The organism is Lentzea sp. NBRC 105346 (assembly GCF_030269605.1).
GTDB lineage: Bacteria > Actinomycetota > Actinomycetes > Mycobacteriales > Pseudonocardiaceae > Lentzea.
This window is the reverse complement of the sequence record NZ_BSTQ01000026.1, coordinates 35,681-58,470: the sequence shown is the minus strand read 5'-3', so window position 1 is coordinate 58,470 and position 22,790 is coordinate 35,681. Positions and strand designations below refer to the sequence as shown.

The following is a 22,790-nucleotide window of genomic DNA, read 5'->3' as shown; positions in this document are numbered from 1 at the left end:
CGTCCGTCTTGAAGTATTCGTTTGGAGATTTCGTCATGACCAGACTGCTGACCAACATCCGGTTCTGGATCCTCGCCGGGCTGCTCTGCTGGATCACCGCCGTGTTCGTGCTGATCTCGGGGACGCCCTGACGTGTTGCGGCAGCTGAGGAACCTGCGGTTCTGGCTGCTCGCGCTCCCGCTGGCCTGGCTGGCGATGGTCGCGCTGCAGATCTCCGGTCTCCCGGAGCCGGGCGCGGCCACGCCGGACGAGCTGGCGGTCAAGGTCGCCGAGGCGTTGCGCGAACACGACGCGCACAAACTCACGCCGTTGATCTCCGTCGGCGGTGAGCCGATCGCAAAGGCGACCGTCGATCACTATTCCGGTGTGCGCGTCGACCGCAGCCGATTCGTCGGCGACGCGGTCGTCGTCGAATTCGTCCACGCCGACGGCACACCGGACAACACGCGAATGCCGGCCGCCGAACACGACGGCCGGTGGCTCGTCACACCGCTGGCGACGCCTTAGGCGTCAGCCGGAACACCCGGATCTCACGGCCGCCCGCCAGTTCGACGTACTTGTCGAACGGCGGCCACACGCTGGTCAGGAACTTCCACGCCCGTGCCCGGTCCTCGCCGGTGAGCAGCGCGCCGGTGACCGGAATGCGCTTACCGCCCTGTGCGACGGTGGCATGCGGGTTCTTGAGCAGGTTGCCGCTCCACGCCGGGTGGTGCGTCTGCCCGAAGTTGCTGCCCACCACGAGGAAGCCCTCGTCGTCCGACACGCACAGCAAAGGCGTCTCGCGCTCCACACCGGTGCGCGCGCCGGTGGTGGTGAGCACCGCGATCGGCATCATGCGGCCGGACATCGTGAAGCGGCCGCGGGTGGCCCGGAACACGAACCGGTCGAGCGCGGGTGCCGTCTTGACCATCCAGCGCAGCGTCTTCGGGTTGCTGGCGAACGCTTGTAAGGATTTCTGGTACGCGTCTTTCAAGCCCAAGGCCGAATCTCCCAGTTGAACGGTATGCCATGGCCCGCGCCGTGACCCAGCAGCAACGACAGTCCCGCGGGCCACAGCTTGAGCAGGAGGTGGAACTCGTACTGATTCTCGCCGGTCGTGCGTCTGGGCTCGTACACCAGGAGGGCCAGTGGCGCCGTGGGCGTCGCCTTGGCCGCCGCGTCGGCCAGCACCGCGCGGCCCATCGCCCGGTCCGCGGGCGAAACGTACTGCCACACAACGGAATGCCAGACGACGGTCAGCACGTCGCGTTCCCGGTGTGCCAGCTGCCGGGCCAGCCACTCCGGACCGGCGGCCTGCTCAACGCGCACCGGGTCGACGGCCGCGAGGTCGAGCGCGTCCCGCAACCGGTTCCACCGCTCGAGCTGGTCCGCCCACACGAACGAGCTGAGGTGCAGCCGTCCGTCCTCAGTGGACACGTCGACGGGGTTGATGTCGCAACCCGCCCGGCCGACGACGCGCAGCTTGTGCCCCAGGTCGACGTCCGGGAGGCCGGTCCACTGCGGGTCGAGCACGAGCAGGCTGTCCGGGTCGCCGTGCACCGTGCCGTCCGGCATGCGGTAGCCGACGTGGTGCGGCCTCAGGTTCAGCCCGCCGCTGGCGCCGATCTCCAGCAGCCGCACGGAGAACGGCGCGTGCCTGCCCGCGGCCCTGGCCGCTTCGTGCGCGGCGACCTGCAGTCCGCCGAAGAGCGGCGCGCTGCGGCCGGGTTCATTGGTCTGCACGACGGTCGCGGCGATGCGGTGTTGCAGCACCGCGGTGTTCTCGCGCAGCACCGGCAGCGCGTCCTCCCACAACGTCGGCAGGTGCGGCTGGCCGCCGACGGACGGGTAGTGCTTCGCGAGTCCGGGCGCGCGGCCCTCCAGCACGAGCCGGTGCAGCGCGCCGGCGAACCGGAGGCCGGGCACGGTGCCCTGGCGGTCGCACTCGGCGCCCGCCATGACCTTGGTGGTGATGCCGCCTGCTCTGAGGTCGGCGGCGGCGTCGGTGAGCAGCCTGTTGGTCAGCGGGCTTCCGGGGTGGCACGAACGCGCGGCGTCGTCGAAGAGCTCGGCAAGCACACGGCTGACGCTAGTGGGTTTCGGCTGGTCACGTCACCAACCCGGTCGAGTGTCTACGCTCTGAGGATGCCGAAGGTGCTCGCCGTGGCCGACGAGGTCGTCGAACAGCTGTGGACGGAGCAGGTGCGCCAGCACGAGGTGGACCTGATCGTCGCGGCCGGCGACCTGCCGTTCGACTACCTCGAATTTCTCGCGAACGCGCTGGACAAGCCCTGCGTGTTCGTGCCGGGCAACCACGACGCCGACCTCACCGGATACGCCAACGTCAGAGGCCTGTGGACCAAGGCCGGGCACCCCGTGCGCTGGCCCGGTCCGACCGGCGCGGTGAACGCCGACGAGCGGGTCGTGGACGTCGCCGGGCTGCGCATCGCCGGACTCGGTGGTTCGATCCGCTACAACAAGGGCCCGAACCAGTGGACCGAACGGCAGCAGGCGCGCCGCGCCCGCCGGGTCGCAAGGCTCGCCGGGTGGCGCAGACTGCGGGACGGACGTGGGGTCGACGTGCTGCTGACGCATTCACCGCCGCTGGACTGCGGCGACGAACCCGATGCGCCGCACCGCGGTTTCTCCTGCCTGCACGGCCTGGTCTCGCGGCTGCGGCCGCCGTTGCTGCTGCACGGCCACATCCATCCCCACGGTCATCCGAAACCGGATCGACAGCTCGGGGACACCCGCGTGGTGAATGTCGTGGGTTACAAGGTTCTGGACATCGCCGTTCCGGAGGAGGTCAGACGTGCGTGACACCGGCTTCCCCGTGGCGGACGCGGAGAACGACTTCCTGCGCGTGCGCCGCCGCCAGGTGCTGTCGAGGCTCGCCGCGTGGCTGCGCCGCGAGCCCGACGACGTCAACATCATGCTGCCGTTCCACGAGGTCGTGGAGGCCCTGGGCATGCAGTCCGAACGACGGCTCGGCCTGCAGACCATCCGCCTCGACACGATCGTCGGCAGCGTCGACCGCACCCGCGACTTCGACCGCCGCTTCCGCCCCACCTCCGGCCGCGTGCGGGAACGCTGGCAGCGCCTGGCTCTGGCGCAACGCCGCGGCGAGTCGATCCCGCCGATCGAGGTGTACCGGGTGGGCGAGCTGCACTTCATCATCGACGGCCACCACCGCGTGTCCGTAGCGCACGCGCTGGGCCTGTCCGTGATCGACGCCTACGTGACCGAGGTCGTCACCCGCATCAACGCCGCCGGCATCCGCTTCCGCGGCGACCTGATCGTCAAGGACTACCGCCGGCTGTTCCTGGAACGCGTGCCGCTGACGGGCGAGGCACGCGCCGCCATCGTGGTGTCGGATCCGTGGGACTACGCCCAGCTCGGCGAGAACGTCGAGGCGTGGGGGTTCCGCCTGATGCAGGACGAGGGCGAGTTCCTCGACCGTGCGACCGTGGCTCGTCGTTGGTACGCCGAGGAGTACACGCCGGTCGTCACCATGCTGAAGCAGGCGGACATGATCGGTTCCCGCACGGAGACCGAGGCCTACATGTGGGTCGCGGCCGAGCGGTACCGGCTGATCCGCACGCACCGCTGGGATCCGGACGTGCTCACCGCGGTGCGGGAGAACTCTCGTCGATGACGGCCTCCCAGCTGCCCAGCAGCCGGAGCCGTTCCGCCGACGGCGAGCCCTTCTCCGCCGTGTAGACGGCGAGCATCTGGTCCGGATCGCCAGGCAGCGCAAGCGTTTCGTAGTGCAGCTCGAGCTCGCCGACGACCGGGTGGTTGATCCGCTTGATGCCGTGGGTCTTCTCCTTCACGGCGTGCTGCGCCCAGAGGTTGCGGAAGACCTCGCTCTTCATCGAGAGCTCCCCCACGAGACTCGCGAGCTCGGGGTCGTCGGGGTGCCGGCCCGCGTCGAGCCGCAGGAACGCCACGGTCTCCGCGGCGACCGTGGGCCAGTCCGGGTAGTAGTCCTTGGCGGCGGGGTCGAGGAACATCTGCCGAGCCGCGTTCGTCCACCTGTCGTCGAATCCCCTGATCGCCTTGGCCAGCGGGTTCATCGCGAGCACGTCCATGCGCCGGCCGAGCACGAACGCCGGGACGTCGTTCATCATCTCCAGCATCCTTTGGATGCCGGGCCGCACCTTCTGCGTTCTGCGACGGGTCTTCGACGGCCTGATCAGGTTGCGCAGGTGGTGCCGTTCCGTCTCGTCGAGCCGCAGGACGTTGGCGATCGCGTCGAGCACGGCGTCCGACACGGCGGGGCTGCGCCCCTGTTCGAGCCGCACGTAGTAGTCGACGCTCACCCCGGCCAGCTGCGCGAGCTCCTCGCGCCGCAGTCCGGGCACGCGCCGCCGTGCCCCCGCGGGCAGGCCCACGTCCTCGGGCTGGATGCGGGCGCGCCTCGCGCGCAGGAACTCTCCGATGCTCACGTTCCCAGTATGTCTTTTGCCGGGCCGCTCATCCTGGTACTGCCAAACCCAGGAACAGCAGGGCATCGGGTAGTTGTTGGTGGTGGCAGCAGGGTTGTTGCCATGACCTCTTACGACAACCTCGCCAACCGCACCGCAGTCGTCACCGGAGCCGCCAGCGGCATGGGCGAGGAGATCGCCCGCCTGCTCGGCGCGTCCGGCGCCCGAGTCGCCTTGATGTCGCGCCGCCGCTCCCGCCTCGATTCTCTGGCCGAGAAGATCACCGCCGACGGCGGCCAGGCCCTCGTCGTTCCGGTGGACGTCTCGTCTGCTGATGCGGTGGACGAGGCCGCGGCTCTGGTTCACTCGGCCTTCGGGTCCGTGGACCTGGTGGTCAACTCGGCCGGTGTGATGCTGTCCAACCCGATCGTCTCCGGCCGGGCCGACGAGTGGGAGCGGATGATCGACACCAACCTGACCGGTGCTCTGCGCATCATCCGCGCTTTCGTGCCCGACCTCGTTTCCGTGGCTGCTGCCGGTGGTGTGGCCGACCTGGTCAACATCTCGTCGATCGGTGCTCACCTGACCTTCCCGCGGTTCGGCGTGTACTCCGCTACCAAGGCTGCTTTGACGCACCTTTCGGCTTCGTTGCGCACGGAGCTCAGCCCGTTGGACGTGCGGGTTACGAACATCGAGCCGGGTCTGGTGGCTACCGAGTTGGCCGGGCACCTGGACGATCCCGAGTCGTCCGCGCTGGTCGAGCAGATGTTCTCGGCGTTCGGCACGCTGTCGTCGGTGGAGATCGCCGACCTTGTTGGGTATGTGACCAGCCGGGCGCGGCACGTCAACCTGCGTCAGGTTGTGGTGCTGCCTACGCGTCAGGCTTGATCGGCGGTGGAGCGGGTCCGGAGGGCGGACCCGCTCACGCCGGGTCGGCGGTGCGGGCAGGGCGACTCTCCGGGATCTAACGGACAACTCGGCAGGGGCCAAAGGGCGACTCGCCGGGGTGGAGGTGAGGACTCGCGTCGGGCGGCGTGAGGCCGGGGGCGCCAAGGGTCGACTCGCCGGGGCTGAAAGCGCGACTCGCCGGGGCCGAGTTGAGGACTCGCGCTGGACGGCGTGATCGCGAACTATCGGCTCGACCGAGCCGGAAGCGCCCAAGTACCGGACTCGGCGGTGCCGAATAGGCGACTCGCCAGGGCCGAGTTGAGGACTCGCGTCAGGCTGCTCGGTCCCGGAGTCGCCCGCTTCGCTCTGGTGGCGGGGCCTTACGGCTGGCACACCAGGGTCCTACGGACGGCTTGGCAGGGTCTAAAGGGCAACTCGCGGGGCCTGCGCGCCACGTGGTGGCGGGGGTCCACGCAAGGTGGAGGCGCCGAGTGGTCGAGCGGTGCGGTCAGCGTTGCGCCTCCCAGTCCGGCAGCGGGCGCGCCTTGTCCAGGACCTCGTCCGTGTACTTGTCGAGTAATCGCGTCCCGATCTGCTGCGCGTACCCGAAGATCACGGCCCACAGCAGCAGTGCCGCCGCCGACGGGATGCCGATCAGACCCGAGGTCACACCCGCCCCCAGGGCCAGGATGCCCACGACCGCCAGCGCCGCCCCGAGCATGATCTTGATCAGCGCCTGGTAGCCGATCATCACGTACGGCGAGAGGCTCGGGCGGCGGCGCAGCAGCAACACGACGGAGGCCAGCACGGCGCCGAACGAGCCGAGCACCTGCACGAGCCAGACGTCCACGGCGGAGGCCTTCGGCAGACCACCGGGGCAGACCGTCGGCAGAGCGGTCTCCTTGGGGTCCACGCACAGCGGGATGATGCCGGGCTTCACGATGCCCACGACGCCCAGCACCGTATTGATGACGAACAGCACGAGCGACGCGGCGATCAGCTTGTTGCGCAACGCCCGCGAGCCCGCGTGCGCGAAGTCGGAGTTGTCGTAGGCGCCGCGCAGAGCGTCCACGACGATGGCGCGTTCTACGGCCGGCGTGAACTCCCCCGGCCGCAGCTGCTCCAGCGCTCGGCGCCGGGGGTCGTCCTCGTCCAACGCCGCGGCACGGGCCTGCAGGCCTGGTAAACGGCCAAGGAAGCCGCGCTCCGCCGAGATCGTCGCGACCTCGGCCTCGTGCAGCGCCCGCCATGCCCGCTCGATGTGCCAGCCCGACCACCACGACGCGAACTTCTCGAACCAGCGGTCTTCACGGGTGAGCATCTCGTCGACCACCGCCGCCTGCTCCTCGGCGGTGCGGCGCCACACGTCGCCCTCGGGATCGACCGGGTCGGGCGGGCCGAGCGCGGCCAGATCCGCGCGGACACGGTCCAACCTGGACTGCACGATGAGTCGCCAGTCCGTCACCCTCGGTTTGCGTTCGGCCATGCCACGATGGTGACAGCGGGGTCTGACAAAAACCGGGGCCGAACGTGTGACGTGCGAAAACGTTACTCGTCGGCCCCGAACACGTGATCGACAGGGCGGGTCAGGCCGTCTGCGACGGCTCACCCACCAGAGCGCGCAGCCGCGGCGGCATCCGCTTCTCCAGCCCGTAGGGCTCCAGGTGCGCCTGCAGCACCCCGGTGAACGCCCGCTCCACCGACGCGGTGTCCCAGGTGTCGCTCTCCAGGATCGGCTGCTTGAAGTACGGCTGGCCGACGATGTGCAGCTGCCGGCCGTTGCACCGGATGATCTGGCCGGTGATGCCCGCCGAGGCGTCGGACAACAGGAACAGCACCAGCGGCGCCACCTTGCCCGGCGTGCGGTCCGCCGGAATGGCGCGCAGGGAACGCTCGGACTTCCACACCATCCGGGTGTGCGCCACCGGGCAGACGGCGTTCACGCGGATGCCCTCGGACTCGAGGTCGAGCGCCCACGAGTAACTCAGCGAGGCGACCGCGCCCTTGGTCGCCGAATAGGTGCCGAGTTTGCGTTGGCCGAAGGACGCGCCAGAGGAAATGTTGATGATGGAGCCACCACCGGTGCCGCGCATCACGCGCATAGCGGCGATTCCGGTGTAGATGACGCCGAGGATGTTCACCTCGACGACTTCCTTGATCGTTTCCGCGGAGTCCTCCCAGGGGAGGGTCTCGTAGTTCAGGCCCGCGTTGTTGACGAGGCCGTCGATGCGCCCGAATTCGTCGACGCACAGATCGATGATCTTCGCGGCCTCGCTGGGGTCGGCTACGGTGTGCGTGCTCGCGACGGCTCGGCCGCCGAACTCCCTGATGTGCTCGGCGACCTTCTCGGCCAGGTCACCGTCGATGTCGTTGACCACCACAGATGCGCCCGCCAGCGCCGCGTGCATCGCGTACGCCTCGCCGAGGCCGCGCCCCGCGCCGGTGATGACGACAGCCTTTCCGTCCAGGATCCCCATCGCGCACTCTCTCCCGTCCTCGGCGGTGGCCCGGCCCCCGGTGTTCACGGGATGTACCCGCCTTGGACCAGCGTGATGAGAATCCGAACGATGAAACTGCATGTTTCGATGAGACGTCGTTCGGATGCGCCCAATGGCGAAGCGAGTTCAGCCCGGCCGATGGTCCGGACTAATCATGGGCCCTATGGCCTCACCCGAAAGTGTGAACGGAAAGGGCCGCCCTCCCAAGATAGGGAAGACGGCCCCTAAAAACGAGAATTCAGCGTTCCGTGTATGTCAGGTTCTTACCGGACGACGGGTCGAACAACTGCACCTTGTCCGCGTCGAACCAGATCTCCGCGGACTCGCCCTCGCGCGCGCCGGAAGCGGACGAAAGGCGCGTCACCAACGAAATGCCGCCACCGGGGACGTCCTCGGCGTGGGCGTCCGCGGCGAGGTCCTCCAGGTCGGCCGCCGACGCCGCTTCGCCGCTGAGGCTGAAGTAGGCGTACTTGTCCGATCCCATGGACTCGAGCACCTCGACCTGCGAGTCGAACGTGCAGCCGGCGGAACGCGCGGAGGCCTCCACCAGCGCGGCGTCCTCGAAGTGCTCCGGGCGGATGCCCATGATCACTTCACGAGGTGCGTCGGCGCCCTCCAGCAGCCGGCGGACACGGTCGGTCATCGTGACCGTGCCGAGCGCCGACCGCAGCGAGCCGTCCTCGATCGTCGCGGGGACGAAGTTCATCGACGGGGAGCCGATGAACCCCGCGACGAACAGGTTCGCCGGGTTGTCGTACAGGAACTGCGGTGCGCCGATCTGCTGCACGATGCCGCCGCGCATGACAACGACGCGGTCGCCGAGCGTCATGGCCTCGGTCTGGTCGTGCGTGACGTACACCGTGGTCGTGCCGAGCTGCTTCTGCAGGCGCGACACCGAGGTGCGCATCTGCACGCGCAGCTTCGCGTCCAGGTTGGACAGCGGCTCGTCCATGAGGAACGCCTTGGGGCTGCGCACGATCGCGCGTCCCATGGCGACCCGCTGGCGCTGGCCACCGGACAGGTTGGACGGTTTGCGGTCGAGGTGCTGCGTGAGATCCAGGATCTCCGCGGCCTCCGAGACCTTGCGCTCGACCGTGGCGTTGTCGACCTTCGCCAGCCGCAACGGGAAGGCCATGTTCTCCTTCACCGTCATGTGCGGGTAGAGCGCGTAGGACTGGAACACCATCGCGATGTCCCGGTCCTTCGGCGCCCGCTCGTTGACGCGCTGTCCGCCGATGCGCAGCTCGCCGTCGGTGATGTCCTCCAGGCCCGCGATCATGTTGAGCGTGGTGGACTTCCCGCAGCCGGACGGTCCGACCAGGATGATGAACTCACCGTCGGCGATCTCGAGGTTGACCTCCTGCACGGCCAGTGCGCCGTCGGGGTACCTCTTGGTCACCTTGTCCAGAACTATCTCTGCCATTCGCAACTCACCCCTTGACGGCGCCGGAGGTCAGGCCCGCGACGATGCGGCGCTGGAAGAACAACACGAAGAGGATGATCGGGATCGTGATCACCACGGCGGCCGCGGAGATCGACCCGGCCGGGTCCTCGAACTGCGAGCTGCCGGTGAAGAACGACAGCGCCGCAGGCACCGTCCGCGACTGCTCGGTCGACGTCAGCGAGATCGCGAACAGGAAGTCGTTCCAGCAGAAGATGAACACGAGGATCGCGGTGGTGAAGACACCGGGTGCCGCGAGCGGCGCGATCACCTTGCGGAACGCCTGTCCCGGCGTCGCGCCGTCCATCTTGGCCGCCTTCTCGAGCTCCCAGGGGATCTCGCGGAAGAACGCCGACAGCGTGTAGATCGCCAGCGGCAGCGCGAACGTGATGTACGGCAGGATCAGGCCGGGCCAGGTGTCGAAGATGCCGAGACCACGCTCGATCTCGAACAACGGCGACACCAGCGACACCTGCGGGAACATCGCGATCAGCAGGGAGACACCGACCAGCAGGTTCTTGCCGGGGAAGTCGAGCCGCGCGATGGCGTACGCGGCCATCGTGCCGAACACGACCGCGATCGCCGTCGCGATGATCGCGATGCCGATCGAGTTGGCCAGTGCGCGGACGAACTCCGTGGTGGCGAAGATGTTCCGGTAGTTCTCGAAGCTGATCTCGCGTGGGATCAGGTTGCCGTCCGCCAGCGTCTTGGACGACTTCAACGACAGCGACAGGATCCACAGCACCGGGAACAGCGCGTAGATCACGACGACGAGGTTGAGCAGGCTCCAGCCGACTTTCTTCTGGGTGGTCTCGGCTCCACCGATGCCGGCCATCAGCGCCTCCCTCCGGTGTCACTGCCAGGGGCAGCGGTGCCGAACAACTTGATGAAGATGAACGCGATCAGCGCCACCATCAGGAAGATGAGCACGGACATCGTGGATCCGATGCCGAGGTTCAACCCCTTGATCAGGTTGTTGTAGGTCAGCATCGACACCGACGATGTGCCCTGCGAACCCGCGGTGAGCACGAACAGGTTGTCGAAGATGCGGAACGCGTCGAGCGTGCGGAACAGCAGTGCCACCAGGATCGCCGGCTTCATGATCGGCACGGTGATCTTGATGAACCGCTGCCACGCCGAGGCGCCGTCCATCGCGGCGGCCTTCAGCAGGTCGTCCGGAACGAGCGCGAGACCGGCCATCAGCAGCAGCGCCATGAACGGCGTGGTCTTCCAGACCTCGGCCAGGGTGACCACCATCAACGCGGGCAGCTTCTCGGTCAGTACGGGCTCGCCACCGGCCAGCTCGGACAGGTAACCGGTTCCCGGCGTCCAGGCGAACCGCCACGAGAACGCGGCGACGACCGTGACGATGCCGTACGGGATGAGCGAGGTGGTGCGGACGATGCCGCGCCCGACCAACGCCCGGTGCATGATCAGCGCGAGCCCCATGCCGAGCACCAGTTCGATCGCCACGGAGATGACGGTCAGCACGACCGTCACCCACACGGCGTTCCACCAGTAGGGGCTGCTCAGCACGGTGATGTAGTTGTCGAGTCCGACGAACTCGACGCGGTCGGGGAACTTCAGGTCGTAGCGCTGCAACGACAACCAGATCGAGTACACGATCGGCCAGCCGGTGACGGCGATCATGGTGATCGCCGCCGGTGCGCAGAGCAGCCAGCCCAGCTTGCGCTCGGCCCTCTTGCCCTCGCTCAGCACGGCCTTCTTCTTCGTGTCAGCGGTGGTTTCCGTTGTCACGCCAGGCGTTTCGGTAACCGCGTGGCTCACGGCAGCACCCCCTTGGAGTCGAGTGCGTTCTGCAGTTCCGTGCGCAAGCGGTCCCCGGTGGCCTTCGGGTCGATGCTGCCCGGCGGCGACAGGACGGTGGAGATCACCGTCGAGACGTTCTGGTACGCCGGGGTGCGCGGCCGCACGCTGGCGTTCTCGAGCGTCTCCAGGATCGCGTCCTTCATCGGGTACGCCTTGGCCATCTCGGGGTCGTCGTAGACGTCCTTGATGGTCGGTGGCACACCGTCCTTGATGGCGGCGGTCTTCTGGCTCTCCGCGCCGCGCAGGCACAGCACGGCGTCGAACGCCTCGTCCGGGTGCCTGGTGTAGTTGCTGACCGCGTAGTTGATGCCACCGACGGTCACCTTGGACGACCCACCACCGACGGACGGGTAGGGCGCCCATTTGAAGTTCTTGGCGAAGTCGGGCTTCTTCTGTGCCGCCGCGTAGACGTACGGCCAGTTGAGCTCGAACGCGGCCTTGCCGGACTCCATGAGCAACCGCGCGGGGTCCTCTGTGGAGTTGGAGAAGGACGGGTCGATCGCCTTGGACGTGGCGAGCTTCTTCAACGCCGCCAACGCTTCCACGGCCTTGTCGTCGACGATCGCCTTGGTGCCGTTCTCGTCGAGGATCGTGCCACCGTTGGAGTTCACCAGGGTGTTGAACAGCACGACCAGGCCCTCGTACTGCTTGCCCTGCCCCACGATCAGGCCCGGTTTGCCCTGTGCGACCAGGTCCTCGGCCTGCTTGATCATCTCGTCCCACGTCTCCGGCGGGGAGGAGACGAGGTCCGCGCGGTACCAGAGCAGCTGCACGTTGGTGTTGTCCGGGGCGCCGTAGAGCTTGCCCTCGTACGTCGCGGTGTCCAACGGGGTCTGCAACGTCCCGTTCGTCACCTGCGACTTGACCTGACCCGTGAACTCCTTGATCCAGCCCGCTTTCGCCAGCTCGGCGGTCCACGTGACATCCAGCGCCAGGACGTCCATGCTGTCGTCCTCGGCCGCGAGTCTGCGGACCATCTGTTCGCGCTGACCATCGGCCTCACGCGGCAGCTTGTTGTAGACGATCTTGTACTTGCCGCCGGCTTTCTTGTTGCAGTTGTCGACGATCGTCTGGAAGTTCTCTTGGTTGTACTTGTAGACGTTGACGGTGATCCCGTCGCCACCCGACCCGCACGCCGCTATTCCGGGCACCGCCACCAAGGCGGCCCCCACTGCGGCTACGAGCCTGCGGCGCCGTTTCGCGCCCCTCATCGGCCCTGCCTCCTTCCCGACTACACGGAGGAGCCAGACCGCTGAGCCCGGCACCCCGTCGTGCCACCGGCCGCACCGGGCGTACCGGTGCAACGAACCTAGGCCTGGTGATCAGGAGCCGCAACCAACCGGAGCAACGATTCAGAACCAATCGTTACTTTCGTCGATCTTTATGGGGAAAGATCTAGTGGCGTGGCTCGCGACGTTGCCGTGGGAATCTGCGCGTGGGGCCGGTGCCGCGAGGCGTCCCGCTGAGCGTGGATTCACCGTCAACGTTGCGAGTCACGCGCCACTAGTTGGGCCGCATGGCCAGCTTGGCGAGCAGGTCACGCCCGCGTTCGGCCGAGGAAGGCTGACACAGCACGTCGTATCGGCCGGCGACCAGCTGGCTGGCGGACTGGAAGTCCCGCTTGCCGCGAGCCGACCCGTACCCGACGGCGGCGAATACCAATCCGAAGAAGACACCCGTGACCAGGCCGACCAGCACCGGACCGGGGTTCACGCCGGGCGTGGTGCTGAACAGCGTCAGCAGCAGCCCGACGAACAGGCCGAACCAGGCGCCGGAGGCGGCACCGGTCGCCAGCACGCGGCCCCAGGTCAGCTTCCCGGTGACCCGCTCGACGAGCATGAGGTCGACGCCGACGATCGTGACGTCCTGGACCGGGAAGTCCTCCATCGCGAGGAAGTCGACGGCCCGCTGCGCCTCCTCGTAGGTGGCGTACGAGCCGACCGGCCAGCCCGTCGGCGGCGTGGGCAGGCGCGGCGGGACACCCGGCCGGTTCTGAGCGGAGAACGGACTCGTCACGGTGACCACCTCTTCACGCGCACCTGATCACACCATCCTGCCAGCAAGCGCCCGGCTCGTGCCGGAGTGTCCGGCTTAGCCCGTCAGGCTGAGCGCTCGGTGCGCGTGACGAGGGCGAAGAGGTACTGGATGGTGTCGCGGCGGAAGTACGCGATGACGAGCGCCACGAGACCGAGCAGCGCGGGCAGCTTCGCGTCGCCGTGCGCCAGCAGGAACAGCTCGGTGCCGACGGCGCCGACCATGATCCCGACCAGCCCCAGCGCGGCGAGCCCGCACAGCCGGGGAATCAGCAGCCCCAGCGCACCGAGAATCTCGAGCACACCGGTGAGGTATCGGAGCCACTGCCCGAAGCCGATCTCGTCGAACTTCCGCACGAGACCATCGCCGAACAACATGAAGCCGCTGTACACGAAGTAGGCGGCCAGCAGAATCTGAAGCGCCCAGAGCGCGATGTTCCCGATGCGCGCACCCGTGGACTGCGCTGCCTGATCAGACACGGACAGATCCTTCCACCGTTGCCGAGGGCGCCGCCACTCGAGCGTTCCAGAGCCAGAGCACGTCGCGGCCGAACGACCACACGAGCGACGCGAGCGCGAGCGCGACCAGCACGGCACCGAACGGGAAGACGCCGGAGGCCGCGACGACGAGCACGATTCCCTGCACCGCGGCCACGGTCTTGCGGGCCATCGAGTGCGGGAGCGAACCGCGCATCCAGCGCAGCTTCCAGGAGAATGCCACGAACACGTACCGCATGGCTCCGATCGCGAGCACCCACGGCCCGAACGACAGCGCCACGTACGCGCTCAGCACCAGGATGAGGAACGCGTCGACCTCCATGTCGAACCGCGCGCCGAGCCGGGAGGCGGTCCCGGTCCTGCGGGCGACCTGGCCGTCCACGAAGTCCAGCGCCAGCGCGATGGCGGCGAACGTGACGACGATGGTGGTCGGGATGCCCTCGTCCGCACGGTCGGCCACGAGCGCGGTGACCGCGCCGACGAGCAGCCCGCGGCCGAGGGTCACGCGGTCGGCCGGGCCGAGCGACGTGCCGGACCGCTGCAGCGCGTAGCTGAGCAGCGCCCACGTGGCGAAGCCGTACGCGAGACCGGCGGCCCACCCGAGCCCGCCCAGCCCGATCGTCCCGCCGAGCACGCCGAGCAACAGGAACTGCCCGCCGGCCCAGATGGCCTGCTCTTGCACGACCGGCCCGGTCTTGTGGTGAAGTGTGATCATCGGTGCCCCTCTTGGCTGTGCCCCGCTCTCGGAGGTTCCTCAAGTGACACGTACGGCAAGGGCATTCTGGCTCAATGCATCTGGAAACGGTTTGATTCGGGACGAAACGCTGCCCGAGCCGAAACCGGGTGAAGTCGTCGTGCGGACCCTGTTCTCCGGGGTGAGCCGCGGCACGGAAACCCTTGTCTGGCAAGGACGAGTGCCGGAGAACCAGTACGACTCGATGCGGGCCCCCTTCCAGGAGGGTGACTTTCCGTGGCCGGTGAAATACGGATACCTCAACGTGGGGGTGGTCGAAACCGGTGACCTGAAAGGCCGCACGGTGTTCTGCCTCTATCCACATCAGACCGACTACGTCGTCCCGGCGACGGCCGTCACACCCGTGCCGGACGACGTGCCACCCGAACGGGCGGTTCTCGCGGGCACCGTCGAAACGGCCGTGAACGCGCTGTGGGACGCCAAACCGTTGATCGGCGACCGCGTCACGGTCGTCGGCGGCGGGATGGTCGGCTGCAGCGTCGCGGCGGTCCTCGCGGGCTTCCCCGGCGCACGGGTGGAACTGGTCGACGCCGATCCGGCCCGCCAGGCCGTGGCGGACCGGCTGGGCATCGGTTTCGCGCTCCCCCAGAACGCCACCGTGGGCCGCGACCTCGTCATCCACGCGAGTGCCACCGAGGCCGGGCTGGAGACGTCGCTGCGGCTCCTCAAGGCGGAGGGCACGGTCGTCGAGCTGAGCTGGTACGGCGACCGGCGGATCTCCCTGCCGCTGGGTGAGAACTTCCACTCGCGCCGCCTGACGATCCGCAGCAGCCAGGTCGGCACGGTCGGGCGCCCGGACCGCTCGTACGCCGACCGGCTCGGGCTCGCGCTGGACCTGCTGAAGAGCCCGGTGTTCGACGCGTTGATCACCGGTTCGAGCCGCTTCGACGAGCTGCCCGACGTGATGCCCAAGCTGGCGAGCGGCGAGATTCCCGCGCTGTGCCACCGGATTGAGTACGGTGCCGCCTCGTGATTCCCACATACACCACCGAGGACGCCATCGACCGCACCGTGGCGGTGCTGCCGGTCGGCAGCTTCGAGCAGCACGGCCGGTACCTGCCGCTCGCCACCGACACGATCATCGCGAACACCATCGCGCGCGCGATCGCGGACACGTACCCGGTCCTGTTGCTGCCACCCATCACGATCTCTTGTTCGCACGAGCACGCCGCTTGGCCCGGAACCGTGAGCATTTCGGCGAAAACGCTCTACTCGGTCGTCACCGACATCGCCGAGTCACTGGAACGCTCGGGCGTGCCGCACCTCGTGATCGTCAACGGGCACGGCGGGAACTACGTGCTGCAGAACGTGGTCCAGGAGTCACGCGGCCGCATGGCGCTCTTCCCCGGTTTCGAGGACTGGGAGGCCGTCCGCGAGGCCGCGGGCCTGGAGGCCTCGGCCTACGAGGACATGCACGCCGGCGAGCTCGAGGTCTCGCTCCTCCTGCACGCGCACCCGGAGGTCCTCAGGCCCGGTTACGAGACCAGCGACCACGACGGCGGGTCGCGCCGGTTCCTGCTCACGCAGGGCATGGGGCCGTACACCGAGTCCGGCGTGATCGGCCGTGCCTCGCTCGCCACCGCCCGCAAGGGCGAGGACCTGCTCGCCGCGCTCGTCGACGCCTTCCGCGACTACCTGGACGTCTGGCACTGACCGCTTGCGGAACAGCGTGACAGCGCCCGGCAGGCTGGCGATCATCGCGAGCACGCCGTAGACCACCGCGGTCGTCACGCCCTGCGCGGCGCCGAGCCCGGACGCGCCGAACGCGACGGCCAGGAACGCCTCGCGCGGGCCGAAGCCGCCGATGTTGATCGGCACCGCCATCACCAGCAGTGCCAGCACGAACAGCGGGACGAGCTGCGCGAGCGTCGCCTCGGAGCCCGCGACACGAGCCGCGACGTAGAACATCGCGATGTGGCCGGCGATCGTCGCGGCCGAGGAGAACGTGACCCGCGGCAGCGCGTGCCGCGAGAACAGCCCGGCCCGCGCGTCCAGCCAGGTCGTCGTCAGCAGCTGCCGCACCCGGCCGACCATCGCCGCGCCGGTGACCATGACACCCAGGACCACCAGTGCGGTCAGCACGGTCTCGCGGCTCGGCACGAGGTCGACGGGCAGCGTGCGCTGGGTGAGCAGCACGCCGACGCCGACGACGATCAGCACGATCTGGCCGGCGAACCGCTCGAACACCACGGCGCGCACGCCACGGCCGACGTCACCGGACTGCTGGCCGTGGTTGACCGCGCGGTGCACGTCACCGAGCACGCCGGCGGGCAGCACCGAGTTGAGGAACAGGCCGCGGTAGTAGTCCGCGACGGCCGTGCGCAGCGAGAGCGGCAGACCGAGGTTGTGCGCGACGACGCTCCAGCGCCACGCGCTCAGCACGGTCGTCGCGAACCCGATGCCCAGCGCGGCGAGCACGGACCACGCGTTGATCGCGCGCAGCCCGTCCACGAACGCGCCGGTGCCCAGCTTCCACGCCAGCGCCGCCAGTACGGCGACCGCGAGGAGCAGGCGCAGCCACGGCCAGAAACGCTTCATCGGTCCACCCTCGGTATCGCCAGCAAGTCGATGTGGTGGACGACGGCGTTCAGCTCACCGCTCAGCCTGCGCTCCAGATACGGCCCTGCCTGTTCGGCCAGCTCCGGCTCCTGCTCGACGGCCGCGCCGACCCAGCCCCGCAGCCATTCCGCCGTGAGAGCGGCCTGGTCCGGGCCGAGTCGCCACGGACTCGGTGCCGTGCGCACGTCCGCGCCCAGCTGGGCGAACGCCTCCGCAGCGGCCTCGGGGGCGTCCGGACCGAGCAGCCTCCGCCCGCCCTCGACGCGGCGCTGGTGCGCGTTGAACGCGTCCTGGAACGCGGCGTCGAGCGGCTCGGCCGGGGTCAGCTCGACCCGGCCGGCGACGGACAGCGTGAAGAGTGCGGGCACACCACCATGTACGCAGGCGGCGGCCAACGCGTTCATCTCGTCGGCGGTGAGCAGGTCCAGCAGCGCCGAGCAGGTCACCAGATCGGCACCCGCCAGGTCGTCCGCCTTCAGCGCGGCGAGGTCGCCCTCACGCGTCTCCACGGTGATGCCAAGGGCGCTCATGCTCGCCTCCGCGAGCCCGAGCAGCCGGGGGTCGCGGTCGTGCAGCACCACGTGCCGCACACCGCTGAGCTTCCCGGCGAGCCATCGCCCCATCGATCCCGTGCCACAACCCAGGTCACGTACCGAGACCCCGGATCGGTTCAAAATGGAGTCACGCAGGTAGTCGAGGAGTTCCGTCGCGCGCGCGTCGGCGTCCGCCTTCTCCCGCAGTGCCAACCATTCCGGGGCGAATCCCTCATTGCTCATGCGCGCAGACTAGCCAGCACCTCCGTCATCGCCCGCGCGGTTTCGTCCCAAGTGGACAGCTCGGCCCGCCGCTTCAGCGCGCGGTGGCGCAGGTCACGCCGGTGCTGCTCGTCGGTCAGCCACCGCCGGAGCGCGCGGGTCAGCGCGCCGGCATCACCCGGCGGGAGGAGCACGCCACCGCGGCCCAGCGCGTCCGGCACCGAGCTCGCGACCACGGGGATTCCACGCGCCAGCGCCTCGGTGACGACCATGCCGTAGGTCTCCGCGCGCGACGGCAGGACGAACAGGTCCGCGGCCGCGTACGCGGCGTCCAGGGCCGCGCCGACCAGCGGGCCGCTGACCCGGATCCGGCCGTCCAGCCGGTCGATCTCGGCGTGACCGGGACCGACGAGCTCGCAGGTCCACGGCAGGCCGACGAGCGGCCGGAGCGCCTCCACCAACACGTCCTGGCCCTTGCGCGGGGTCAGCGACGCGACGCAGAGCAGCCGCGACACGCCGTCCGTGCCCGGCGCGAGGGCGGCGGGATCGGTGCCCGGTGTGACGGTGTTCACACCGGTGAGCCCGTGGTGCTCCTCGAGGCGGCGCCGGGCCCACGGACTGGTGGCGATGACCGCGCTCGCCGCCCGCAGCACCTCGCGCTCCGCGGCGTCGAGGCGAGCCGCGGTGTGCGGGTCGAGCCCGGTCTCGTCGGCCAGCGGCAGGTGGACCAGCACGGCGAGCCTGAGGCGTCGCGCGTGCGGCACGACGACCTCCGGCACACCGCACGCGACGAGGCCGTCGAGCAGCACGGTCTCGCCGTCCGGAATGTCGCCCAGCGCCTGGTCCAGGGCCGCGCAAGCGATTGCGTCCGGCTGCGGCCAGGCGCCGGGGACGGCGACCTCCTCGAACGCCAGCGCGTCGCACAGGCGCCGGTCGTAGACGTTGCCCCCGCTGGGAGCGGAGGCATCGTCGATGTCGCCGGGCAGGACGAAGCGGATCACAACTGCCGTTCGTACGATGCCCAGGCCACGTGGGACTCGTGCAGGGTGACCTCGATCGCGGTGAGGCCGCGCGCGCCCTCACCGAGCGAGCCCGCGTGCACGCGTTCGGCGAGCTGGTCCGCGATGTGCTTCGCGAGGAACTCGGTCGATGTGTTGATTCCCGCGAACGCGGGTACGTCGTCGAGGTTGCTGTAGTTGAACTCGGAGAGCACTGCGTGTAGCTGTTCGGTCGCTAGTCCGATGTCGACCACGATGTTGTCGTCGTCCAGGTCGGGACGTTTGAACCGCGCGTCCACAAGGAACGTTGCCCCATGCAGACGTTGCGCCGGTCCGAACACCTCGCCTCGGAAGCTGTGAGCGATCATGACGTGATCGCGGACGGTGATGCTGAACAGGGTGTCCTCCACCTGGTGAGCCGGGTTACGGTGCAACTTCGGCCGAGCGTAATGACGTTCGGCCGGTGTCGGGTGACGAGGGGACCGGATGTACGAGCAAGCGTTCAACGAAGAGGACGTCGCGGAGTCGGACCTGGTGACACGCCGGGGCACGTTCCGCGCGGTGGCCTTCCGGGCGAACGGGCACGAGCACATGGCCCTCGTGTACGGCAAGATCCGGATGCGCGAGAAGGTGCTCGTGCGCGTGCACTCCGAGTGCATGACCGGTGACATCTTCGGCGCCATGCGGTGTGAGTGCGGTGAACAGCTGGACGCGGCGCTGGACACGATCGTCCGCGAGGGCAGCGGTGTCCTGGTGTACCTGCGCGGCCACGAGGGACGTGGAATCGGTTTGGTCGCGAAGGTTCGCACGCACGTCCTGCAGGACGAGCAGGGCCTCGACACGCTCGACTCCGCCACCACGCTCGGCCTGCCGGTCGACGTGCGCGACTACACGCCCGCCGCGCTGGTCCTCAAGCACCTGCGGGTGCAGTCGGTGCGCCTGATGTCGAACAACCCCGACAAGATCTCGGCCTTGGAGTCGCACGGAATCCCCGTCGTGGCACGGGTTCCGCTGCTGATGCCGCCGAACACCCACAACATCGGCTACCTGACCGCCAAGCGCGACCGGCTCGGTCACGACCTGCCCCAGGTCGACGTCTTCACGCTCCCCAATGCGGCAGCTGCTCCCCATCGCTCGTGAGGCCGTAGCGGTCGCCCGCCGGATCATCCGGTCGCGTCCGCTCGGTTCCGTGGTGGAGAAGAGCGAGCGCGACCTGGTGACCGACGTCGACCTCGCGGTCGAGGACGCCGTGCGCTCGTTCCTGGCGCGCGAAACCCCCGAGATCGGTGTGCTGGGCGAGGAGCGCGGCCACACCGGGTCAGAGGACCTGTGGTGGGCCCTGGATCCTGTGGACGGCACGACGAACTTCTCGCGCGGCATGCCGTTGTGCGGCGTCTCGCTGGCGCTGGTATCGGGTTCGGCGTCGGTCGTCGCGGCGATCGACCTGCCGTACCTGGACGAGACCTACTCGGCGGTCGCGGGTGAGGGCGCGTTCGTCGGCGTGGACCGGATTTCCTGTTCCACGGTGGACGAACTGTCATCGGCCGTGATCTCCATCGGCGACTTCGCCATCGGTCCGGGTGCCGTCGAGAAGAACCGACGACGCCTGGAGCTGTTGTCGTACCTGGGCTCTCGCGCGCAACGGATCCGCATGCTCGGCACGGCGGCGATCGATCTCGCGTGGGTGGCCTCGGGCCGGCTCGACGCGTCGATCATCCTGGCCAACATGCCGTGGGACACCATGGCCGGGGTGCTGCTCGTGCGCGAGGCGGGCGGTGTCGTGGTCGACACCGACGACACCGACCACACCGTGTCGTCCAAGGCGACGATCGCCGTGTGTCCCGGTCTGCGCAAGGAGATCCTGGCCCTACTGTCCGATTAGGACGGGCGCGAGAAACCGGTGCAGCGGCTCCAGATCCTTGGTGTCCTCCAGATCGTCGGTGAGCTTGAGCAGAATCCGCCCACCGCCGAGGTGCTCGCGCCACACGCACGGAGCGTCCCGGAGCACCCGCTCGACCCCGCCGAGCTGGGCGACTTGCCTTGGTCCCAGGACAGTCGCCCAGTGCACCCCGCGGGCATAGTCCGCGACGCCGACGAGCGCGGCGTCGATCCCGATGCCCATGTGTTGCTCGTAGGCGGTGCGCGCGCCGACCCGGTCGAGCGTGATCCACCCGTGCGCGGCCTTGGCGAGCGTCGCGCCGGTGGCGAGCACCTTGAGCCAGTCCTGCTGGACGACCCGGCTCACCCAGCCGCCGAACGCCTCCCTGGCCGCGGTGACGATGACCTGGTGCGGGAACTCGGGATCGCGCTTGAGCGTGATCTCCGCGCACCATCCGCCCTCGGTGGTCGGGAGCCCCTGGTCGTCGAGCCGGATGAGCATCACGCGCAGGAAGTCGCTCTCACCCCTGCTGAGCGCGTCCAGCTGCCGTGCCCAGGCGTCGACCGTGAAATCACCCGCACTGAGCAACAGGCGGGCGTAACCCGGCGGCCCCCACGGCGTTGTGTCGGACGGGTGGTATCCGCGGGCCACTTCCACCAGTTCTTTCACGCTCGCAGGGCACAACGGCACGAGGAGCGTGGCGAACACCTCGCCGAACCACGCGGCGAGCTGTCCGGCGTCGCGGCGGAGGTCGGCGAACGTGTCGACCTCGAGCCGGACGACGTGCGGCGGGACAACGGATCTGGGGAGCGTCAGGTCTAACGGGAGTTCCAAGGACGACCTTCTGTCAGCGGCGGCTGGTCCCCCGGCGACGAAGACTCTACTCAGCGGCTGAACGAGTGACGCCCTTTAGCCCCAACGAGTGCTATGAGGGGAGCTTTGCCAGCGCTGACCGCTGGCAAAGCTCCCCCCATGGCGATTCCGGGTGTCAGCCGCGCGACTGGTACTCCCGCAGCAGGCCACGGCTGATGATCGTCTTCTGGATCTCGGACGTGCCCTCACCGATCAGCAGGAACGGCGCCTCCCGCATCAGGCGCTCGATCTCGTACTCCTTGGAGTAGCCATAGCCGCCGTGAATGCGGAACGCGTCCTGAGTGACCTCGGCGCAGTACTCCGACGCGATGAGCTTCGCCATGCCGGCCTCGACGTCGTTGCGCGCGCCGGAGTCCTTCAGTCGCGCCGCGTTGACCATCATCAGGTGCGCGGCCTCGACCTTGGTGGCCATCTCGGCGAGCTTGAACGCGATGGCCTGGTGCTCGGCGATCGGCTTGCCGAACGACTTGCGCTGCTGCGCGTACTCGATGGCCAGCTCGAACGACCGGATCGCGATGCCGCACGCGCGGGCGGCGACGTTGACGCGGCCGACCTCGACGCCGTCCATCATGTGCCGGAAGCCCTGGCCGGTCTGGCCGCCGAGGACCTGGTCCGGGGAGATCTTGAAGCCGTCGAACACCATCTCCGTGGTGTCGACGCCCTTGTACCCCATCTTGTCGATCTTGCCGGGGATGGTCAGGCCGGGCAGCACCTCGCCGTAGCCGACGGGCTTCTCGACGAGGAACGTCGTGAGGTTCTGGTGCGGCTTGTCGGCGCCCTCGTCGGTCTTCACCAGCACGGCGGTCAGGTTGGACGTGCCGCCGTTGGTCAGCCACATCTTCTGGCCGTTGATGACGAAGTCGTCGCCCTGCTTCACGGCCTTCGTGCGGATCGCCGCGACGTCGGAGCCGAGCTCGGGCTCGGACATGGAGAACGACCCGCGCACCTCGCCGGCCGCCATGCGCGGCAAGTACTTCGCCTTCTGCTCGGGCGTGCCGTGCTGCTTGAGCATGTGCGCCACGATGAAGTGCGTGTTGATGACACCGGAGACGCTCATCCAGCCGCGCGCGATCTGCTCGACGACGAGCGCGTAGGTCAGCAGCGACTCGCCGAGGCCACCGAACTCCTCCGGGATGGTGAGCCCGAACAGGCCCATCTCCTTCATGCCGTCGACGATGTCGGCGGGGTACGTGTCGCCGTGTTCCAGCGTCTGGGCGTGCGGGATGATCTCCTTGTCGACGAAGGTGCGTACGGTCGCGAGGATCTCTTCCTGGATGTCAGTGAGACCCGCGGTCTGGGCGAGGCGCGCCATCGCACTTCCCTTCGTTCCTGGAGGTTACCGGCGAGTATGGACCGGTTAACGCCCGTTTGCGAATGC

Annotated in this window: 25 protein-coding genes and 1 pseudogene; 8 read left to right on the top strand and 18 right to left on the bottom strand. The window is 68.7% G+C overall.

Annotated elements, in window-relative coordinates; translation table 11 throughout:
- Positions 1–132: 132 nt before the first annotated feature.
- The gene (locus QSK35_RS39665; protein WP_285753152.1) at positions 133–507 is read left to right on the top strand and encodes a hypothetical protein; all 375 of its coding nucleotides are present in this window, start codon (positions 133–135) and stop codon (positions 505–507) included.
- On the opposite strand, the gene QSK35_RS39660 is transcribed toward QSK35_RS39665, so the two are convergent.
- Both QSK35_RS39660 and QSK35_RS39655 read right to left on the bottom strand, forming a co-directional pair.
- On the bottom strand, positions 485–979 hold the full coding sequence (locus tag QSK35_RS39660) for a nitroreductase family deazaflavin-dependent oxidoreductase (RefSeq protein ID WP_285753150.1): 495 nt from the start codon (positions 977–979) through the stop codon (positions 485–487). The two genes, QSK35_RS39665 and QSK35_RS39660, sit on opposite strands and share 23 nt — an antisense overlap.
- Complete coding sequence (locus QSK35_RS39655) at positions 970–2,058, bottom strand: DUF2332 domain-containing protein (protein ID WP_285753149.1); 1,089 nt, start codon at positions 2,056–2,058, stop codon at positions 970–972. Before QSK35_RS39655 ends, QSK35_RS39660 begins: the two co-directional genes overlap by 10 nt.
- Before the next feature lie 66 nt (positions 2,059–2,124).
- On the opposite strand from QSK35_RS39655, the gene QSK35_RS39650 reads away from it, so the two are divergent.
- Positions 2,125–2,799 (top strand): metallophosphoesterase family protein, encoded by a 675-nt coding sequence (locus tag QSK35_RS39650; RefSeq protein ID WP_285753147.1) that lies wholly within the window; start codon positions 2,125–2,127, stop codon positions 2,797–2,799.
- Positions 2,792–3,634, top strand: coding sequence for a ParB N-terminal domain-containing protein (locus tag QSK35_RS39645; protein ID WP_285753146.1), 843 nt, complete (start codon positions 2,792–2,794; stop codon positions 3,632–3,634). The genes QSK35_RS39650 and QSK35_RS39645 overlap by 8 nt, the downstream gene beginning before the upstream one ends.
- Here QSK35_RS39645 and QSK35_RS39640 read toward each other — a convergent pair.
- The gene (locus tag QSK35_RS39640) at positions 3,603–4,427 is read right to left on the bottom strand and encodes a helix-turn-helix transcriptional regulator (RefSeq protein ID WP_285753145.1); all 825 of its coding nucleotides are present in this window, start codon (positions 4,425–4,427) and stop codon (positions 3,603–3,605) included. The genes QSK35_RS39645 and QSK35_RS39640 overlap by 32 nt on opposite strands.
- A 102-nt stretch (positions 4,428–4,529) precedes the next feature.
- On the opposite strand from QSK35_RS39640, the gene QSK35_RS39635 reads away from it, so the two are divergent.
- Positions 4,530–5,294 (top strand): SDR family oxidoreductase, encoded by a 765-nt coding sequence (locus QSK35_RS39635; RefSeq protein WP_285753143.1) that lies wholly within the window; start codon positions 4,530–4,532, stop codon positions 5,292–5,294.
- 508 nt (positions 5,295–5,802) lie between these two features.
- Here QSK35_RS39635 and QSK35_RS39630 read toward each other — a convergent pair.
- From QSK35_RS39630 to QSK35_RS39590, 9 genes are all read right to left on the bottom strand, one after another.
- Positions 5,803–6,780, bottom strand: a complete 978-nt coding sequence (locus QSK35_RS39630; protein ID WP_285753141.1) for a hypothetical protein — start codon at positions 6,778–6,780, stop codon at positions 5,803–5,805.
- Between the two features lie 100 nt (positions 6,781–6,880).
- Complete coding sequence (locus QSK35_RS39625) at positions 6,881–7,771, bottom strand: SDR family NAD(P)-dependent oxidoreductase (protein WP_285753203.1); 891 nt, start codon at positions 7,769–7,771, stop codon at positions 6,881–6,883.
- A 259-nt stretch (positions 7,772–8,030) separates the two neighbouring features.
- Complete coding sequence (locus QSK35_RS39620) at positions 8,031–9,215, bottom strand: ABC transporter ATP-binding protein (RefSeq protein ID WP_285753139.1); 1,185 nt, start codon at positions 9,213–9,215, stop codon at positions 8,031–8,033.
- Positions 9,216–9,222: 7 nt separating this feature from the next.
- Positions 9,223–10,068, bottom strand: coding sequence for a carbohydrate ABC transporter permease (locus tag QSK35_RS39615; protein WP_285753138.1), 846 nt, complete (start codon positions 10,066–10,068; stop codon positions 9,223–9,225).
- Positions 10,068–11,021 (bottom strand): carbohydrate ABC transporter permease, encoded by a 954-nt coding sequence (locus QSK35_RS39610; protein ID WP_502881777.1) that lies wholly within the window; start codon positions 11,019–11,021, stop codon positions 10,068–10,070. The genes QSK35_RS39615 and QSK35_RS39610 overlap by 1 nt, the downstream gene beginning before the upstream one ends.
- Complete coding sequence (locus QSK35_RS39605) at positions 11,018–12,274, bottom strand: ABC transporter substrate-binding protein (RefSeq protein WP_285753136.1); 1,257 nt, start codon at positions 12,272–12,274, stop codon at positions 11,018–11,020. Before QSK35_RS39605 ends, QSK35_RS39610 begins: the two co-directional genes overlap by 4 nt.
- A gap of 292 nt (positions 12,275–12,566) precedes the next feature.
- Positions 12,567–13,088, bottom strand: coding sequence for a YflT domain-containing protein (locus QSK35_RS39600; RefSeq protein ID WP_285753134.1), 522 nt, complete (start codon positions 13,086–13,088; stop codon positions 12,567–12,569).
- 74 nt (positions 13,089–13,162) lie between these two features.
- On the bottom strand, positions 13,163–13,576 hold the full coding sequence (locus QSK35_RS39595) for a DoxX family protein (RefSeq protein ID WP_285753133.1): 414 nt from the start codon (positions 13,574–13,576) through the stop codon (positions 13,163–13,165).
- The gene (locus QSK35_RS39590) at positions 13,569–14,309 is read right to left on the bottom strand and encodes a CDP-alcohol phosphatidyltransferase family protein (protein ID WP_285753131.1); all 741 of its coding nucleotides are present in this window, start codon (positions 14,307–14,309) and stop codon (positions 13,569–13,571) included. The genes QSK35_RS39595 and QSK35_RS39590 overlap by 8 nt, the downstream gene beginning before the upstream one ends.
- A gap of 43 nt (positions 14,310–14,352) precedes the next feature.
- Between QSK35_RS39590 and QSK35_RS39585 the strand changes: the two genes are divergently transcribed.
- Positions 14,353–15,321, top strand: a complete 969-nt coding sequence (locus QSK35_RS39585; RefSeq protein WP_285753129.1) for a zinc-dependent alcohol dehydrogenase — start codon at positions 14,353–14,355, stop codon at positions 15,319–15,321.
- Positions 15,318–16,001 carry a creatininase family protein gene (locus QSK35_RS39580; RefSeq protein WP_285753127.1) on the top strand — a complete coding sequence of 228 codons (684 nt, stop codon included), beginning with the start codon at positions 15,318–15,320 and terminating at the stop codon, positions 15,999–16,001. The genes QSK35_RS39585 and QSK35_RS39580 overlap by 4 nt, the downstream gene beginning before the upstream one ends.
- Positions 16,002–16,100: 99 nt before the next feature.
- Here the strand turns inward: QSK35_RS39580 and QSK35_RS39575 are convergent.
- The 4 genes and pseudogenes from QSK35_RS39575 to QSK35_RS39560 all read right to left on the bottom strand — a co-directional run.
- Positions 16,101–16,886 (bottom strand): annotated as a pseudogene (locus QSK35_RS39575) (lysylphosphatidylglycerol synthase transmembrane domain-containing protein); the annotation flags it as partial.
- Positions 16,883–17,683 carry a class I SAM-dependent methyltransferase gene (locus tag QSK35_RS39570; protein WP_285753125.1) on the bottom strand — a complete coding sequence of 267 codons (801 nt, stop codon included), beginning with the start codon at positions 17,681–17,683 and terminating at the stop codon, positions 16,883–16,885. The gene QSK35_RS39570 and the pseudogene QSK35_RS39575, both read right to left, overlap by 4 nt.
- Entirely contained in the window at positions 17,680–18,663 is a 984-nt protein-coding gene (locus QSK35_RS39565; RefSeq protein ID WP_502881776.1) for a glycosyltransferase family 4 protein, read from the bottom strand. The genes QSK35_RS39570 and QSK35_RS39565 overlap by 4 nt, the downstream gene beginning before the upstream one ends.
- The gene (locus tag QSK35_RS39560) at positions 18,660–19,058 is read right to left on the bottom strand and encodes a 6-pyruvoyl trahydropterin synthase family protein (RefSeq protein WP_285753200.1); all 399 of its coding nucleotides are present in this window, start codon (positions 19,056–19,058) and stop codon (positions 18,660–18,662) included. The genes QSK35_RS39565 and QSK35_RS39560 overlap by 4 nt, the downstream gene beginning before the upstream one ends.
- Positions 19,059–19,146: 88 nt before the next feature.
- Between QSK35_RS39560 and ribA the strand changes: the two genes are divergently transcribed.
- Positions 19,147–19,800 carry a GTP cyclohydrolase II gene (ribA, locus tag QSK35_RS39555; protein WP_285753123.1) on the top strand — a complete coding sequence of 218 codons (654 nt, stop codon included), beginning with the start codon at positions 19,147–19,149 and terminating at the stop codon, positions 19,798–19,800.
- Positions 19,772–20,542: an inositol monophosphatase family protein gene (locus QSK35_RS39550; RefSeq protein WP_285753122.1), complete on the top strand. Its 771-nt coding sequence runs from the start codon at positions 19,772–19,774 to the stop codon at positions 20,540–20,542. Before ribA ends, QSK35_RS39550 begins: the two co-directional genes overlap by 29 nt.
- Here the strand turns inward: QSK35_RS39550 and QSK35_RS39545 are convergent.
- A complete protein-coding gene (locus QSK35_RS39545; RefSeq protein ID WP_285753121.1) occupies positions 20,528–21,373 on the bottom strand; it encodes a hypothetical protein in 846 nt (281 codons plus the stop codon). The two genes, QSK35_RS39550 and QSK35_RS39545, sit on opposite strands and share 15 nt — an antisense overlap.
- A gap of 154 nt (positions 21,374–21,527) precedes the next feature.
- Entirely contained in the window at positions 21,528–22,724 is a 1,197-nt protein-coding gene (locus tag QSK35_RS39540) for an acyl-CoA dehydrogenase family protein (protein ID WP_285753120.1), read from the bottom strand.
- Positions 22,725–22,790: the final 66 nt, after the last annotated feature.